This window comes from Cuneatibacter caecimuris (genome assembly GCF_004216775.1).
GTDB lineage: Bacteria > Bacillota > Clostridia > Lachnospirales > Lachnospiraceae > Cuneatibacter > Cuneatibacter caecimuris.
Genome location: NZ_SGXF01000001.1, coordinates 409,795 through 427,635, shown reverse-complemented (window position 1 = coordinate 427,635; position 17,841 = coordinate 409,795). Strand labels below are relative to the sequence as shown.

Genomic DNA, 17,841 nt, shown 5'->3' with positions numbered 1-17,841 from the left:
TAGTTTTCATTATCTTTTGCCGGGGCATCATGGTGATTAAAGGACAGGAAACTGCCCTTTTTTAACAAAGAGAAAAAATTTGTAGTGGCCTTGGTACAAGGAGGACATAGGGTGTTAAAACAAAATTCCACATATTTTATTGAAAGCTCAAATTCAATGAAAGATATATGAGACAGTTTTGTAAAACCAGTTCATTATATTGACAATGCACTGGCTTTGCTGTACTATGAGTTAACAAAACGTATGTATTTTTGATTTACAAATGCTAAAATCCCGTATTGCCGGCGAGAACTGCCGGTTCCATCTAAAGTCACCCGGCTATTGAGTATTATTGATTTTGATGCCGGGATGAATAAATAACAGTCTAAAAGGAGGAACAAAAGATGATATTGATGATTGCAGAAGCTCCGTGCAAAGGTTGAGGACATTGCATGGAGGAATGAATTCGTCCTCGGACTTTGCACCTTGATGAAAATTTATAAAAATCAAAGGAGCAAAGTTAAAATGAAAAAACATAAATTAAAAACATTTTTTGTACTATGGAGCACGCAATCTCTGTCACAGCTGGGGAGTGCAATGACCAATTTTGCATTGACCCTGTGGCTTTATCAGAAAACAGGTTCTGCTCTGCAGATGGCATTTTTATCAATCTGTTCTTACGCGCCATATGTGCTCATGAGCATCTTTGCTGGTGCGTTGAGCGATAGATGGGATAAAAAGAAAATTATGCTTTTCAGCGATACCTTCGCAGCCTGCACAACGGTAACAGTGTTGGTGCTGCTGAAAATGGACTTGCTGTGCCCTGTACATTTATATGTGCTGAATGCAGTCAGCGGTCTGATGAACACAGTTCAGCAGCCTGCCTCAGATGTGGCTATGACGCTGATCATACCCAGAGAAGAGTACCAGAGAACCAGTGGGCTGCGGTCCCTGTCTCAGTCTGTTGTGACAATTATGCATCCGGTACTGGCTACGGCTTTGTTTGCGGCAGCAGGTATGGACATTATTATTTTAGTGGATTTATCTACATTTACCCTTGCATTTTTGTCCTTGTTTTTCTTTGTGAAGATCCCGGGAGCTGCTGGGGCAAGCGCCAGAAAGGGAGAATCCGGGAAAGAACCTCTTTTAGCCGCATCAAAAGCTGGCCTTCGTTACTTAAAGAAAAACCCGTTGATTTTGAGCTTGATTTTATTTTTATCAAGTGTAAACCTGGTGGCTTCCGCATTTGATGCAACGCTGCCGGCCTATGTGCTGCCAAGACCAAAGGGCGGGGAAACAGTATTGGGAATTGTCACTTCCTGTGCGGGAATCGCTACATTAATCGGTAGTCTGATTGTCACGGCGCTTCCGAAACCGAAGAACAGGATCGGGGTGATCACCGGCACTATGCTGTTTTCGCTTACAATTGAGAATTTCCTCCTGGCATTTACCAGGATACCTGTGCTTTGGTGTCTGGGGCAGATCCTTGGCTGGCTGGTGGTCCCGATTATGAATGCGAATCTGGATGTGATTCTGAGGACTACGATTCCTTTAGAAATGCAGGGCCGGGTGTATTCCTGCCGGAACACGCTGCAGTTTTTCACAATACCCATTGGATTTTTCCTGGGAGGTGTGCTTGTAGATCAGATTTGGGAACCAGTCATGGCAGATCAGGGGAGCAGTGGATTGCTGGTTTTTTTATTTGGATCCGGCAAAGGTTCCGGGGCCGCTGTCATGATGTTTGTACTAGGAGCAGCAGGTGCGGTTATCTGCATTGTGTTTAGAAAGATTCTGAAAAAATATACATTTAATGAGCTGTAGAATATAACAATTATGTGATAAAAAGCCTTCAAGGGAAAACTTGAAGGCTTTTTATCACATAAAGGAGCATTCCTATTTCACCTTCACAAATCCATTAGCGGTCAGCCAATCCGGCAGCTGAGAAATATCTGAAATACCGCCGTTCTTAGTATTTGAGACACTGGCAATACTGATGCCAATATAATTCCCATTGGCGTCTTTTTTCGTGCTCTGATAGATGCTTCCATTATAGTACACCAGCTTGGCCTCCCATTTGGCATGACCAGTATTGCCGGTATTGGCAAAAAGGAATGACTGGGGATTTGTGATATCTATATAATACGGCCTCCAGTAGAGCTGATCTGAATCATTCTGATAAACGGTTCCCCGTTTCTGGTAGCTGTCCACCGCCAGAAGCCCGCCGTTTTTAACCATTTCCGCGATCACAGACTCTCTTCCGGGATAACGGTTTCCATTGGCATGCAGATCGGAAGCGTCCTGATTTCCGTTACGGATTGCCTGCTCCACAGCAGAAATAGAAGAAGTGGCCTCCGGATCAATCTGATACACTGGATTTTGCGTGACATCATATACCACCACAGTGTTGTCTGAATGCCTGTAGATGAGGCGGGATACTTTGCCGGTATCGATAAAGATATCGCCTACAAGGCTGCCGGGCACGTCCGCCAGCTTTTTCACCTCGTCTTTTTGATCCGCGCTGTTGATGGCTTCGCCCACCTCATTGACCGGATATTTTGCATAGAGCGCTGTTGCCACAGCCTGGGAAGAATTGACCAGCTGGCGGCAGGACAGGACGGCTTCCGCGCTTTTTGCCTTATCGATATATCTCAATAGGGCGGGAACAAGGATTGCGGCCAGAATGGCCAGAATCACCAAAACCACAATTAGTTCCACCAGTGTAAAGCCCTTTTTCTGACTTTCTTTTCTGCCGGACATATTCATTCTCCCTTCCCAATATTTCTACATCTAATATAACATATCCTGGAACTGCTGTCAAAAATGTTTTTTAGTTGTTCTAAAAAAGCCAAAGAGTTGACTTCCCTTATGGCGGAGAATATAATGAAAAATAACAGAATAATGCAAAAAAGCTTTCTTCAGAATAAGCAGGCATTTTCTAATATAGATCAGGGAATTATCAAGTATCATTTTAAATAGGATTCTCAATTTGAAGAATGAGGTGGAAGAGTTGGGGATGCTGTGATATAATTTAGCTATTGAAGAGAGCCGCCTTATTACGGTAACGGCGGAAGAGAGGATATAGAGTGAAGAAAAGAGTGTCTGAATTATCGGCAGATGAATTTAAGAAAACATTTCCAATAATTTTAAAAGAATATAATCCGGACTATAAAGATTGGTACCAGGAAGAAATACAAAGCATATTAAATACTGTGGATTCGGAATATGTGGTAAGGCTGAATCATATTGGAAGCAGCGCCGTGGAGGGTTTAACTGCAAAACCCACCATAGATATTCTAATGGAAATTGACGGCTGCTGTAATGTCACAAAGTTAACAAAACAGTTGAAATCCCTGGGATATGGTGAAGAGATTTTTCTGCGTTTCGAAGATCCTATGAAGTTATTGTTGGGCAAAGGCTATTCTGTTGATGGGGATGCGGAAAAGGTGTATCATCTGCATATCAGATATTTGGGGAATTGGGATGAATTATATTTCAGAGACTATCTGATGGCTCATCCTGATGTGGCTGCTGAATATGGAGCGCTAAAGAAAGAAATATTAAGCAATATTGAACAAGGCAGAATACAGCGCATTTCCAATGGGGCGCCGAACGGATACTCAGAATCTAAACTGCAATTTGTTAAGCAGTACTCAAAGGCAGCAAAACTGGAATTCTCCAATCGGTATCAGCCTAAGCGAGCGCTTTCAACGGTAATTAACAATTGATGACAGCACATATGCAGGTGAATAATGACAGACAAAATGAAAAACAGCAATGGCTTTACACTGGTGGAGCTGATTGTGATCCTGGTGATTCTTGCGATCCTGGCAGCTATAATGACGCCGGCTCTTCTGGGATATATTGACAGCAGCAAAGAAAAGGAGTGCGGCGTAAACAGGAAAGCTTTTTTGATGCATTGGAGTACAGAAAAGATTGCTGACCCTGAACGCCTTTTGGAAACAGTGATTGACGAGTGGAGAGACAGGATAGCCTGCCCCTCCGGCGGAATTTATTCCGCAGTCCTGGATGGAGACGGGGACTGGGGTGTCCGGTGCAGCATCCATGGGGATAGTTTTCAGGGAACAGAACAGGTGGTGAGCGGCGAAAGCCAGGTGTCAAAGCCTGTGCTGCCGTCTGTACCGGAAACAGAGCCTCCGATCATTCCGGACACAGAAGAAAATCCTCCGGAGTCCGAGACGGAAGAGGAGGGCCCGAAGCATGAAGTGGAAGCGGTGGCAGGCAGTTGGGAAGAGCTGGTGAGATATCTGACAGAGGCAGCATGGAGTAAGACAATACAGCGTGGAGATATGTATATTGATAGGAATAATTCTTTGATTATTGCGGTGACGACAGCGGAAATAACCCGGGAATATGTGAAGAATCCGGAAAACTGTACAATAATTCAGTCCAATGTCCCACCGGCAAATTTCCTGAAGATACATGATTTCAATGCTGTAACGGTATTCACAGCCGCCACACTGGAGCCGGGGAAAAATAACAAGGGTGATTTTTACTATGATGAAGCCGCGGGAAAGGCATATGTGGCGTCGCGGAATAATATAGGAGAGAAGCCGGGAGCCTCATGGGATTGGGTAGAGGTCAAGACTCCTGCGGGCTGATGCTTCCTGCTGCCGGAACAGGGAGGGAGCCTTCAGGGGCGCAGACTGGCGGATCAGGGAGAAGAATTCATGATGAAAAATAAACGTACGCGCAGCAGCGGTTTTACAACAGTGGAATTGATTGTGGTCCTGGTGATTCTGGTGATTCTGCTTTCTGCCTCAGTGGCGGGGCTTCTGAGCTGGCAGAAATATTCTGCGTTTAAAAGGAATAATGAATATGCGAAGTCGCTGTTTACGGCGGCGCAGTCTGCGCTGACTCATTACAAGGTCAGCGGGAAACTGGAAGATTTGCGGAAAACAGTATCTGTCCCGGAAAATCTGGTAGGGAATGAAATCGCCGGAGATTATTCCGGGCGTCTGTACTGCCTGGAAGTTCAGAAAGACCAGGAGAATTTGAAAGACAGCCAGCTGTACCAGCTGCTTCAGGATTATGTGTACGACAAATCCATATTTAACGCGGCGATCCGTGTGGAATTTGACCCTGCGGACGGCGTAGTGTATTCTGTGTGCTACAGCGACCGCGCCCAGTCTTTTGATGAGAGCACAAAGGACGGCAGCGGCGGCGTGATGGGGGTCGCGCTTTCCAACCGTGTGGAATCCGTGCGAAAGGATATTATCCTGGGATACTATTCTTCTGATCTGTCAGAGCGTGCTCCCGTATCCTATGGGAAACCAGCGGTGAATACGGTTCGCCTGATCAATGGAGAGACTCTGATGCTGACCTGGAAAATGAGCGGGACTTTTCAGTACAGGACAGGGGAGTTCACTTATGGAGTCAATATTTTTAATGAAGATAATAAGCTGCTGATGTCTTTTTTGCTCAATCAGGATGACGCTTCCCGTCTGCTGGCCGAGGACGCTGCGGTTAGGGGGTTGACGACCCGGGTAACGATCTACCAGGAAGATGGCGGCAGCCGGGAAATAGACTGCAGGTTTGACGGCTATGTGGACTCTGATTATCAAATCTGCCTGATATTGGATGCTATGGATCTGGAAGCGGCTGAGATATTGGGGACAGCTTCAGCGCCAGATGATTATTTGAATACATACAGCATACAGAGGTTTGGGGTGAGTCTGGATCAAAAGCTTTATGCCAAAGTTCAGGCCTCCGGCTCAGGATATAAAGCCAGTTCATGGAAAGCATCTAATCTTGAAGACGGTCAGGTGGCGGCCAGATCAGGCAGCAATTATGAAATCAGATATGCAAGACATCTATTTAACATCAGATTCCTGGAACAGCCGGGAGAAGCGAAACAGTATCTGCAGACCGCTTCTTTTGCATGGGGCGGCACGGATGGCGTGACTGAGGCGGGCCTGGTTTATGACAGGCAGGAAAAAACACAAGGCGCCGCCTTTCCGCCCATCAGCTCTCTGGAAACCGGGAGCAGTTACATTGGAAAGAAAAACTGCTCGATTGAGGCAATGGTTCTCAGGGGGGACAGCGGAGAAGAGGGCGTCGGAATTTTCCGAAGAAACCTGGGAAGCATAAACAGCCTGATTTTGCAGGACGTATCTGTCTCAGCAGAGGGTTCCGATTATGTGGGGACTTTATGCGGCGAGAATCTGGGCGGCTTGAACCAGATCACCGTTACCGGAGGAAAAATTGCGGGGAAAGATTATGTGGGAGGGATTGCCGGCAGCGATGAGAGAAGGCCTGATTCGGGGAATGTTCTGGAATATTCCGGCCTGAGTTCAGAAGCAGCGGTATCCGGTAAAAACTATGTGGGCGGGATTCTGGGCCGTACGGTAAATGCCCGTATCGAGGACTCGTATCATGCGGGAAGCATTGAAGCGGAACTGTACGGCGGAGGAATTGCCGGCTGGGGAGACGCGCTGGTTCTGGACGGCTGCGAATCCAGTGGATCGGCAGAGATGCCGGAAAGTCCGGATCAGCTGAAGGGAACCTATATCGGCGGACTGGTGGGATACCTCCGGTCAGGAAGCGTGGAGAGCTGCACTACTCTGGGCGGCTATATCTCAGGTGAAAGCTTTGTGGGAGGCATGGCCGGATATTTTGCCGGCGAAGGCGGCAGCGCTGTTTTAGGCGCTGACAGCGTGCAGAAAAATTATGCGGTGGTGCTGGCAGCGCGGTATGCGGGAGGCATTACCGGGGCGCAGGCTGTCCTTTCTTCCGAGGGCCTGGCGCTTTCAGACGGCCTGGACGCCGAACTGAAAAACTTTGAAAATTATGGGATGGTCGCAGCCACAGAAGCCTGCGCGGGAGGAATTACAGGATTCAACGCCGGGAGAATTGTGGACTGCAGTACGGATGTGGATACTACTTCTGTGGCAGCAGAAGAATTGTTCAAACAATTGGAGGGGTGGAACACCGGCTCCATGATAGGAGGAGTGGCGGGATATAATAACGGTACGGTACTGCGGACAGATGCAGGAAGCGCATCTGATAATGTGCTGGTGTCCGGAGCGGATCAGGTGGGAGGCCTGATCGGCTTTAATGATACAGAGGGAAAACTTGAAAATTGTACGCTGGAAGGCGGTTATATCCAAGGAACGCGGGGAGTGGGAGGCCTGATCGGTCTGAACTGTTCCGCTGGATTTGTTCACACCGAAATACAGGCGAAAGCAAATCTGGTGCGCGGTGAGGACTATGTAGGAGGCCTGATCGGGCTGAACCTTCTGGGTTTGAAAGAAGACGGTCAGATCCTGCTGTCCACAGATAATTTCCTGGGTACCGTGGAAGCTGCCGGGAGTTTTGCAGGTGGATTTATCGGGTATAACCTTATTGCGGCAGAGACAGAAGACTTGTATGCGATGTCCCGGCTGATTTTATCGGCGGCCGGCAGTGATGAGGCAGTGGAGGCCGGAAGGGCGGCGGCCGGCGGATTTACTTTGACTGTGGGTGGAGCTGAGAAAACGAAAAATGAGCTGAAACTTGTTTCAGGCAAGACATATGTAGGCGGTCTGATAGGTTATAATGCGGAAAACAGCAGGCTGGTCATACAGAACGTGGAAAACAGGACTGCCGTTTCCGCATCCGGCACAGTTGATTCAACAGAGCAAACCTGTCTGGGGCAGGCGGTGAATTATTCCTATGCCGGCGGCATTATCGGCATGGTTGAAAAAAATACCACAGTGGACGGCTGCAGCAATTCTGATACTGCGGTGCTGGACAGCGAAGGAACATATACAGGGGGAATCACGGAGAAAAACCTCGGGGTCATTCAGAACTGCACGGTGCGGCAGATGGGCACGCCTCAAAGCAATTATCTGGGCGGCCTGGCCGGCAGAAACGAAGGGAAAATAGCAAACTGCACCCTGGATGAAACCGTAACAGGCTCCGCAGTAACAGGGGGATTCACAGCGGAAAATTATGGAATGATTGAAAAATGTTCCGGCAGTGGCGCTGTTTATGGATATAACAGCTACATAGGCGGCCTGGCGGGATACCAGGGGGATTCCGGCAGCATTCGCGACTGCAGCGGCCTTCAGGTCCGCGTGATCGCGGGAAGCGCCGTTAAGGTGGGCGGAGTTGTCGGCTGCAGCCAAGGAGAACTGAACCGGCTGGAACTTGCTCCAGGTTCAGAGGTATATGGAGGCGACCAGGTTGGAGGTATTGCCGGAGCGCTGGATGCGCAGCCCGGGCAGACTGCCGCAGCCTCTGAGCTTTCCGGAAAAATGACGGTAACTGCCGAATATGGCGCGGCCGGAGGGCTGATTGGCTCGGTTTCGGAAACTGCCGCGGCAGAAATTACATCCTGCAGTTTCAGCGGTAGCGTCCTGTCAAAACAGAAGGACGCCGGAGGCGTTTTGCCATATTGCTATGATACTGTGGTAATCCGTGGCTGCTCGGTGGAATCCGCTCCTGCCGCTCCCAATGGATACAGCGGCGGAATCGCGGCAGTGAATCGGGGCAGGGTCTTTGAATGTACGGTTAGGAATGCGGCTTTTTCCAAAAACCTTGTCAGCGGCGGGATCACAGCGGAAAACACTGGGATTTTAAGAGACTGTGTTACAGGTGAAGGCGTATCAGTGACTGCTCAGCTCTACGCGGGAGGAGTGGCAGGACTGAACGGGGGAACAATATCCGGCTGTACGGCGGGAACAAAAAATAACAGCGTGCAAGTGGTTTCTGGCCAGGATGGCAGCTGGGCCGGCGGCGCGGCCGGACTGAACCGGAAAGAAGGCACCATTTCAGGCGGGGAGATTTATGCAGCGGTTTCGGCAGGAGCCTCCCCTGCTAATCTGGGCGGCGCTGCGGGAGCCAATCTGGGCCTGATGGAGAATTTACAATTGGTTTGTTCTGTGACAGCAGGAGCGCAGGGGCAGGAATACGGTGCAGGCGGCGCTGCCGGAACGAACAGCGGGACGATTTCCGGCTGCAGCGTTTCAGGAAACGTAACGGTCACCGGTCTGTCCGGCAATCCTGCCTGTGTGGGAGGAATCGCCGGCAGGAATGAGCTGGCTGGAGCGGTGGACGGTTGTTTCTTGGGGACGGAAAAGGACACGGAAATTACTGCCAGATATGGTTATACCGGAGGAGCCGCCGGTTTCCTGGCCGGCACGGTTCGTAATTTCCACTATGACCGGTCAGGAGTTCGGCAGGATTCCGCTTATAAAGTGGCGGTATCTGTCACCTCAGACGGCCAGGCGGGAGGGCTGGCGGGATATGTGGGCCAAAAGGGATATCTGGAACACAGTGCCAACAGCGGAAACTGGACCGTGACCTCTGCGGGAACCACGGACGGGGCTGTCGGAGGCATCGCGGGTTACAGCATCAGTGAAAAAGGAATGAAAGATTTGTCCAACTATGCTTCCGTTAAGAAAACCACAACCAACTCTGCGGGAGGGATTGTGGGCCGTATTGAAAATGCCACGTCCTCCGGCTGGGTAATTGAAAACTGCATTAATTATGGTGAAGTCTGGGCGCCGGAGCGCGCCGGCGGCATTTTGGGCCAGTGGAAATACAGGGGAGGCAAGTTCCTCAACTGCGCGAATTATGGGAAGGTGACCAGCAGCGGCAATATTGCAGGCGGAATTATCGCCATGATGTATCAGTATCAGGCCGGAGACATTTTTGAAATAGAAGGCTGCCTGAATTTCGGCGTGGTGACGGCTGGTTCCAAGTCCGGCGGAATTCTGGGGAGAAACAGCCATACCTCAGGTACAAATACCATCTGGATTACAGACTGCGTGTCAGTAGGAAATATGGGAAAAAGCTCAGAGGCAGGCGGAATCATAGGCTCTCACGAAGGAGGCGCTACTACGACTTATATCACCAGATGCCGCGTCTATGGGAAGTCCGCCTCCGGTACAATGCCCGCGGGACTGGTGGGCAGCAGGGGTTCCGGTACCGTGAAATCAGAATGCTGTTTCGTGATGCAGGGAGATAATATTTCCGATCCTACAGGTAAGGTGAATCAGGATACAGGCACATATTACTTTAAAAGCAGTTCCTGGCCGTATTCGATGGGCAACAAGCAGCTGAGGACAGAGCCGGAAGGAGACCACTACATCGCGCTGAATAAAAATAAGGACATAGTAATTTCCCATCTTTCCGCCGATCCGCTGAAGAATTCCGGGAAGGAGCTTTATGATAAAATAGATCCTGAATTACAGGCATATTATGACGAGTATTATGGGCATGATGTGATGCCGGTTCCCAGTAATGTAACCTATTCGGAAACTGGCAGTGTCTATCAGGTAAGCTGGGAAGCTCCTGACGGAAATGTGGCAGTGCAGAATTATGAAGTGCAGGCTGCTGTCTATGAGGATGAACAGATGCAGAATCTGTTTGCCCAGGAAACTGTGCGGGTTCCGGGTACGGCGCAAAGCGCTCAAATTCCCGTTCGGGAAGAGTGGATCGGTAAATATATGGTGATTGAAGTGCGCTCGGCCAGCGGAGTCTATGTGTCTGAATGGGGGCAGTGCGCGGGATGTCCGGTTCTGATTCAGGAACCGCTGCCGGTTCCCAAAATCCACCTGGAGCTGGAAAGCGGGGATCAATATTCCTGCATTCTGGAAAATGCCGGGGATTACCAGCCGGATACGGAGATTACGGTACGCTTCGGGGGGAATTCCAAAACTTTTCAGGCAGGAGAGGCAGGAGACAAAGAAAAAACCAGGGTTTCGGGAACCGGGACGGCCAGCAATATTTCTTATATTTCCTTCTATGCCTCCAGGACGGAGAATAATAGAACCAGAAAGTCCAGCACAGAAGGCTACCAGGGTCTTCCCTGCAAACTGGCTGGCCAGGCTTCTGCTGCGGGAATTGCGCTGAAAGGATTTACCGGAACGACGCTGTCTGACCTGGGATTCCGGGTCAATATTTCCAATGCGAAAGGACAGCTGTATTACAGAGCGGATGTGCTGCTTCCGGATGAGGAGCTGGGAATTTCCGTTTCTGCTGCTTCAGGAATTGCCAAGGTGTTTGCAGGAAGCAGCGCTGTTATGCAGGTTTCTGACCTGCCTCAGGATATGCTGGAGCAGATGGTGCGGGAAGGGAAGACCAGCGCAGTGGTTCAGGCCTATATCTGGTCGGATCAGGCAAATATGTGCTACTACGGGCAGATGGAACCTTTTGCCGCGGGATTAACAGCAGAAGAAGTACGGGGGTATGCAGAAATCTGGACAGACGGGAACAGGACTGCGCTGAAGCCGGGATATGTGGTGGAGAAAGCAGGAGACGGTTCCTATTCCCTGCGCTATGCGGCGATTCTGGCGGAAAGCAGCTATGGGAATCAGAGAAAGGTACAGAATGTCTCTTTGCCTGCCCGTCTGCCTGCGCCGGTGCTGGATGAGACATACGGAACAGAGGAAGGATCTTATCTCTTCCGCTGGGATCAGGAGGGAGCGGACAGTTCGGCCAGATATGACGCAGTGCTCACAGGATTTACTCTCGATGGCACAGAGGTTCAGCTGGCGGAGCTGAAAAACACAGCAGAAAGATCCATTTCTGTAGGAAACAGCGGCTGGAATTATAAAGAGGTGGTGCTGAGGGTGACCAGGAGAGGAACCTTAAATTCTGACGGCACCACGTACCGTCTGGGACTTTCCTCTGATAATGAGGAGAATCCCTATCGTTTCTACCTGCAGCTGGATTCTATCCCTCAGCCGAGGGTGGTGCACGACGGGGATCTGAACCAGCTGAATTACAACGTGACCTGGTCCCTGATCGAAGACGAACTGCAGCGCAGGGATTTGGATCATTATGAGATCCATGTAAAAGCCGGAGATGAGGATCTGATACTGGGCAAACTCAGAGGGGAAGAAGCAGAAAAGCTCCTGGAAGAGGGCAGGCATACGGCTGTACTGAAGATTTCCCTGGATGATGATGTTTTTGATTCCGGGGCGAAGGTGGAAATATCTGTGCTGGCCGTGGCAAAAGAGATCCATCAGGATACAGTGTACGTCACTTCCGCGCCGGGCGGAGCTTATAAGCTGACAATTCCTCAGAGGCTGCCGCAGCCCCAGACGGGCTGGCTTAGCTTTACGGCGTCTGATGGGACGGAACTGACTGAAGAGACCGTGCTGGCCATTGATGAATTTGAAAAGGATGGGTTCAAACTGCAGCTTGCATCAGATAATATAGAAAGAGGAACCTACGTTCTGGAGGGAGGTATTTACGACAGCCCGCTGGCGGACGGAGAGCCTTCCGGAGAGCTGTTGGAGGAGATTACACTGTCCTCCATGACAGGAAACACCCTTTCTAAGGCCCTGAGGTATTTCCGGGGGCTGAGCAGCGACTGGGCGGGAAGCTGGCTGGTGGTGCGTCTGAGGGCGTCCTCCAGCAGCCAGATTGGTTCTCACTGGTCCGATTACGCGCAGTTCCGCCTGCCAAAGATCAGAATGGCAGATCCTGATTGGGAAGCGGAAGCGTTTGAGGAAGAACTGACGGCTGAAGTCACCAGACAGGACGGCACTCCGGGAGAAGCTGAGCTGGAAATTTACAGGCAGGCGTTAATCTGGACGGCGGATGAAAAAGTGAAGGAGTACGTCGCCTGGCTCACTGCCCTGGATTATGGGGACGAAGATGGATACGAGCAGAGTGGAGGAGACTACAAGCTGACAGTGGACACAGAAACAGACAAAGTGACCGGCCCTCAGTGGAATGAAGAGGAAAAGAAGTGGGAAGACGTCCAGAAGGATTTTGAAGCGCTGGAAGATCTGAAGGACGGTACCAGAGTCTGGGAAGTTTCTTTTGAAGGCTTTGGCTATCACTTTGACGGACGTCTGGACGCCGGAGAGACCTTCACGCTGGACTGCAGCCAGGTGCGCCTCAGAAAACTGGAAGATAAAGAAGGAAATATCCGTTACCTGCTGATCCTGCCCGATATCCTGAGCTGGGGCGAGCCGGGAATGGATGCGGACGACAGCGGCATGGCCTATACCGGCAGCGCCACGCTGCAGGCCCTGACGGGAACCCAGGAAGCGTATATGTCCTCCCTGAGAAATCAGTGGCATCGCAGGATCGACGAAGATGGTAAAACAGACTGGGATTTCCGGTTGTTGGAACAGGATGCTTTGATTTTGGAAGAACTAAAAGATGAGAAGTACCAGATATGGAAAGTGAAGAAAGAAGAACTGCCGGCAAAACTGAACGGAGGTACGGAATGAAGCGGTGGCAGAATACCTTCGGAGAAGGCAGAAAAACCAGGGGAGACGCTATGGTAGTGGTACTTTGCATTTTTGCGGTGCTGCTGGCTCTGGCCGTTTCCCTGCTGCTGGCCGCCTCCACCATGACAGGGGCGGCCAGGCGGGCGGCAGTCAGTGAGCGCTGCCGTACCGCGGCAGTATCCTTCAGCAAACTGCTGGAAGAAGACATGATACAGAAAGAAGGAAGCCTTCCGATGATCCAGGCATATTTGCGGGAACAGATTCCCAGCGGGAACTGGACCTGTTATGACGAGTCCACCGGAAGCGATGTGTCCCGTTATGTGAGAAAGCTGGTGGTTTCCGACGGCAGCAAAACTCTGGGGGCTTTCATGGAAGGGTATGAGGTGACCGCGGAAATGTACTGGAAAGCAGACCGGGCGGCCTTAGAGCAGCTGATCAAAGACATGGCGGACAGCACCCATCCGGAGAACGCCTACGAGGGTATCAGTCTGATCCTGACAGTACAGGCCGCCAGGGGAAAAGAAATTTTCAGGGTGCAGACCACATACGCGCTGACCTGCAGTGATATGGACGGAGCATGGACCTGGAACCGGGAGGTGAGGGAGTGATGCGGGGAAAAAAGAAACGGCTAAACAGAGGGTCCTCACTGGTTTCTGTAATTGTCGCTTTTGCGATCCTGATGATTGCAGTTTCCATGTTCACTACTGCCATGTATACTGCCGCAACTCTGACAAATGAGGCGGAGCAGCTGCGGGCCAGAACAGACAACGCCATGGAACAGTATTACCTCAGCAGCCCGGAAGAAACTCCGCTGCTGGCAGACGGTAAAATATACTTCTCAGATCCCATGGGCAACGGGTTCTATGTGGAAGGCAACGTTTACCGGAGCAAAATTGATGATTTTATCATCTATCATTTCAAGTGAGACGGGCAGCCATAGGAAAAACCCGGTTCATGCCGCAGAAACAGGAAAGGAGGGCAGGATGAGACAGAAGAAAAAAAACAGGAAAGGTTATACACTGGTGGAACTGATTGTAGTTTTCGCACTTACCGCGGTGTTCATGACCGCAGCCGTAATGATGCTGGGAGCCGCTATGCGGGTCTTTCACCGGGTGCAGAACCTGTCCCACGCGCAGACTGTTGCAGATACATTGATGGAGCATATGGTCAGCGAACTGTCAGCTGCGGTAAACGCGCCCTATGACAGCGGGGTGCCCTGCCTGATTTCCGCTGACGCCAGCAGGATCAGCTTTGTGGAAAAACATGGGATTCCCATTCAGATTTACATCAAAGACGGATTGCTCCAGTTTGACTATCAGGAGGTAAAGGAAAACGAGGTGGTGATCAGCCAGGCGGTGGACTGGTACTATGGAGAGGAAATGTATATGAACAACCGGGTGGAGCGGCTGAAATTCACCTGGAAGCAGGAGAACCTGGTGGAAGTGGAGATGGAATTGAAAAATCAGCTGACAGGGTATGACTTCCTTTCAGTCAGGATCATAGAATGTTATAACCTGTCCCAAAACGATATTGAAACAGAGCCAGGTTCCTGACCCAGAGCGCGCTGCCCTGAGCCGTGATGAAATAAGTTGAAATTTTCAGTCAAAAACAAAATAATAGTTGATAACAAAATATAAATATTGTATAATAGTGCCATGGCAGGTCAGAGCCTGCTAAAGGACGAGGAGGATAAGATATGTTAAAGAAAGTCAGGAAAGACAAAAAGGGTTTTACACTGGTGGAACTGATCGTGGTTCTGGTAATTCTGGCAATACTGGCCGCCATTCTGGTGCCTGCGCTGCTGGGATGGATTGACAAGGCGAAGGAGAAACAGGTCGTGATTAACGGCAGAACTGTCTATATGGCAGCGCAGACTATTGCGTCTGAGAAGTATGCGTCAACAGCGATTGCAGACGGTGAACTTACATTGAATAATACAATTACCGCAGGTACCGAAGGTGAGATTGTTAGTTTAGCTGGAGTAGACGGTACCTGGAGTGCAAAAGTAACCATTGCAAAATCGAAAGTAACCAAGGTAGAGTATACCGAATCAGGGATAACAGCAACATACGATGGTAAAACCTGGACTACCCAAAAGGCGACAGCAACTCCGTAACAGCTGAAGAAAAGCTGAGGTGAAATTTTGAACAACAGAGCATCATCCGGCAGAAAGCTGGATTCTGCGTTCTGGAAAAGGCTGGCAGCAGGTCTGATGATAGCTGTATTGATCGTGGCAGCGGCGGTAGCCGCTGCCACATATTATACACGGCAAATGGAGAGCAGGCGGATGCTACGGGAGGCCAAAAATGTGCGCACCGCAGCCAGGCTGCTGAAGCTGGAATCTTACGGCGGCGGCGCAGAGCTGCTGGACGAGAGCCGTGACAGCGGTTTTTCAGAAACTGCAGAACAGGAAATCAGAAGGCTTACAGGCTGCAGGGGAGATTTTTATCTGCTGTCGTGGGACAGGTCGCACGGAGCGCCGGAAAGCCTTCTTTATGTGGAAAATGGCTATATGGTTCTTGTAAAGGAAAAGGACGGCGGGGCGGAACGCTATGCGGAGGAGCTGTCTTTCCAGATTTACAGGATCGACAAAATAAGCGGCGGCTGAGGCCTCTGTGGCCCGGGCGGTTCTGTTTGGGGTCCTGCCGCTATATTGGAGTATTGATGGAACTGGTATTACAGGTATTGATCACAGTTATTGTTTTTTTACTGGGAGCCAGCATCTATTCTTTTTTGAATGTGGTGCGTTTCCGGCTGCCCAGAAAAATGGATTTTATCCGCGGCAGAAGTATCTGCCCGGCCTGCAAAAGAGAATTGACGGGAAAGGATCTCGTCCCGGTGTTCAGCTACCTGCTGCTGCGGGGGAGATGCCGGTACTGCGGGGACAGAATTCCTGCTGACAGCCTGTTGACAGAACTGGTTGGCGGCGTGAGCGCTGCTTTGGCGGGATATATATTAGGGTGGAATATTCAGACAGCTGTAATTTGGCTGTTTTTCAGCATATTATTCGAAGTCGCGCTTTTGGACGCGCAGACCATGGAGATACCTGACGGTTTTGTGGCTGCTTTGGCGCTCATCGGCCTGGCGGGCATTTTAACAGGACCGTCTCTGCCGCTTGCAGAGAGACTGATCGGAGTATTTTCTGTCAGTGTGCCGCTTCTGCTTCTGACATTATTGATCCCAGGGGCTTTTGGCGGCGGAGATATTAAGATGATGGCGGCCTGCGGGCTGTTCCTTGGCTGGAAGCTGAGTCTGGTGGCGCTGTTTCTGGCGGTTGTGACAGGGGGATTTTATGGAATTTATCTCCTGGCGGCTGGAAAAAAAGGGAGAAAAGAGCATTTTGCTTTTGGCCCGTTTTTGTGCGCCGGGATGTTTCTGGCTTATTTTTGGGGAACCCCGCTGCTGGATTGGTATCTGGGGCTGCTCGCGTTGAACTGAGGGAGGAAAGATGGCAAAGTATAAGTATCGTGCGGTGGACGGCAGCGGAAAAGCTGTAAAGGGCGTGATGGAAGCGGGCGATGAAGCTGAATTATATACCAGGCTCCGCAGCGGCGGGCTCTATCTGAAAACTGCTTCCCCGGCGGAAAAAGAAGGGAGCAGCAGGAAAATCAAGGCTAAAGTGCTGGCAGAATTCTGCCGGTCCCTGGGCACCCTGCTGGGAGCGGGTGTTTCCCTGGTCCGCGCTCTTGCCATGGTCTCCCAGGAAGAGACGACCAAACCGGTTTACAGAAAAATCTACGAAGATGTGCTGCGCCGGGTACGGCAGGGGACTCCTCTGTCTGAGGCAATGGAGGAGCAGGGTAAGGCTTTCCCGCCCCTGCTGATCCATATGTTCCGTTCGGCTGAGGCCAGCGGCAGCCTGGATAAAGCTTCTATTCGTATGGCATCTCATTATGATAAAGAATACAGAATGCATTCAAAACTTGTCAGCGCCATGACATATCCCTGTATCTTGCTGGGGTTGATTGTTGTGGTTGTGCTGATTATTTTTACGTTTGTGATACCCCAGTTTGAGGATCTGTTTTCACAGATGGAGGAGCTTCCGGCTCTGACAAAGGGAGTCATGGCGTTTAAAGACCTGCTGGTCAACCACTGGCTGCTGATCCTGGTCGTTTTGGCGGCTGCGGTGGTTTTGTTCAGAGCTCTGCTGAGGATTCCGGCGGTTTGCCTGAAAAAAGATAAAATAAAAGTGCACCTGCCTCTGGTGGGTAAGCTGCTGAAGGTGGTGTATACGGCCCGTTTTGCCCGCACGCTGAGTTCCCTGTACTCCGCGGGTCTGCCCATCGTTCAGGCGCTCCAGGTGGGCTGCCGGACGGTGGGGAACAGTTATATTGAATCTCAGTTCGACGAGGCAGTGGCAAAAGTCCGGGGAGGAGCTACTCTTTCTGAAGCGCTGAGGGGAATCGACGGATTTATTACCAAACTTTCCTCCTCCATTCTGGTGGGAGAAGAGACGGGCAGTTTGGATTCCATGCTGGACTCCACCGCGGATACCCTGGACTATGAATCTGAAATGGCAATTAACCGTATGGTGACCTTTTTGGAGCCTGCGATGATTGTTGTGATGGCAATTTTGGTGGGCATTGTGGTGATCGCAGTAATCATGCCGATTTACGGCTCCTATGACGCCATTGAAAGTTCTGCACTTAATTAGCTAGGAGGAAGGAAA

12 protein-coding genes are annotated in these 17,841 nt (G+C 50.5%); 11 read left to right on the top strand and 1 reads right to left on the bottom strand.

Annotated elements, in window-relative coordinates; translation table 11 throughout:
* Nucleotides 1-504 precede the first annotated feature (504 nt).
* Nucleotides 505-1,800, top strand: a complete 1,296-nt coding sequence (locus EV209_RS02030; RefSeq protein ID WP_243647470.1) for an MFS transporter — start codon at nt 505-507, stop codon at nt 1,798-1,800.
* Nucleotides 1,801-1,872: 72 nt separating this feature from the next.
* Here the strand turns inward: EV209_RS02030 and EV209_RS02025 are convergent, their stop codons facing one another.
* Nucleotides 1,873-2,736 (bottom strand): prepilin-type N-terminal cleavage/methylation domain-containing protein, encoded by an 864-nt coding sequence (locus EV209_RS02025; RefSeq protein ID WP_165388781.1) that lies wholly within the window; start codon nt 2,734-2,736, stop codon nt 1,873-1,875.
* 326 nt (nt 2,737-3,062) lie between these two features.
* Between EV209_RS02025 and EV209_RS02020 the strand changes: the two genes are divergently transcribed.
* From EV209_RS02020 to EV209_RS01980, 10 genes are all read left to right on the top strand, one after another.
* Entirely contained in the window at nt 3,063-3,704 is a 642-nt protein-coding gene (locus tag EV209_RS02020; RefSeq protein ID WP_130432555.1) for a GrpB family protein, read from the top strand.
* A 24-nt stretch (nt 3,705-3,728) separates the two neighbouring features.
* Nucleotides 3,729-4,598, top strand: coding sequence for a type II secretion system protein (locus EV209_RS02015; RefSeq protein WP_130432553.1), 870 nt, complete (start codon nt 3,729-3,731; stop codon nt 4,596-4,598).
* Between the two features lie 72 nt (nt 4,599-4,670).
* Nucleotides 4,671-13,172, top strand: coding sequence for a GLUG motif-containing protein (locus EV209_RS02010; RefSeq protein ID WP_165388780.1), 8,502 nt, complete (start codon nt 4,671-4,673; stop codon nt 13,170-13,172).
* A complete protein-coding gene (locus EV209_RS02005) occupies nt 13,169-13,780 on the top strand; it encodes a hypothetical protein (RefSeq protein ID WP_130432549.1) in 612 nt (203 codons plus the stop codon). The genes EV209_RS02010 and EV209_RS02005 overlap by 4 nt, the downstream gene beginning before the upstream one ends.
* On the top strand, nt 13,780-14,097 hold the full coding sequence (locus tag EV209_RS16205) for a type II secretion system protein (RefSeq protein WP_165388779.1): 318 nt from the start codon (nt 13,780-13,782) through the stop codon (nt 14,095-14,097). Before EV209_RS02005 ends, EV209_RS16205 begins: the two co-directional genes overlap by 1 nt.
* Nucleotides 14,098-14,155: 58 nt before the next feature.
* On the top strand, nt 14,156-14,725 hold the full coding sequence (locus EV209_RS02000) for a PulJ/GspJ family protein (RefSeq protein ID WP_165388778.1): 570 nt from the start codon (nt 14,156-14,158) through the stop codon (nt 14,723-14,725).
* Between the two features lie 143 nt (nt 14,726-14,868).
* Entirely contained in the window at nt 14,869-15,288 is a 420-nt protein-coding gene (locus EV209_RS01995; protein WP_130432545.1) for a type II secretion system protein, read from the top strand.
* Nucleotides 15,289-15,315: 27 nt separating this feature from the next.
* Nucleotides 15,316-15,780 carry a hypothetical protein gene (locus EV209_RS01990; protein ID WP_130432543.1) on the top strand — a complete coding sequence of 155 codons (465 nt, stop codon included), beginning with the start codon at nt 15,316-15,318 and terminating at the stop codon, nt 15,778-15,780.
* 56 nt (nt 15,781-15,836) lie between these two features.
* Entirely contained in the window at nt 15,837-16,610 is a 774-nt protein-coding gene (locus tag EV209_RS01985) for a prepilin peptidase (protein ID WP_130432541.1), read from the top strand.
* Nucleotides 16,611-16,620: 10 nt separating this feature from the next.
* On the top strand, nt 16,621-17,826 hold the full coding sequence (locus EV209_RS01980; protein ID WP_130432539.1) for a type II secretion system F family protein: 1,206 nt from the start codon (nt 16,621-16,623) through the stop codon (nt 17,824-17,826).
* Nucleotides 17,827-17,841 lie beyond the last annotated feature (15 nt).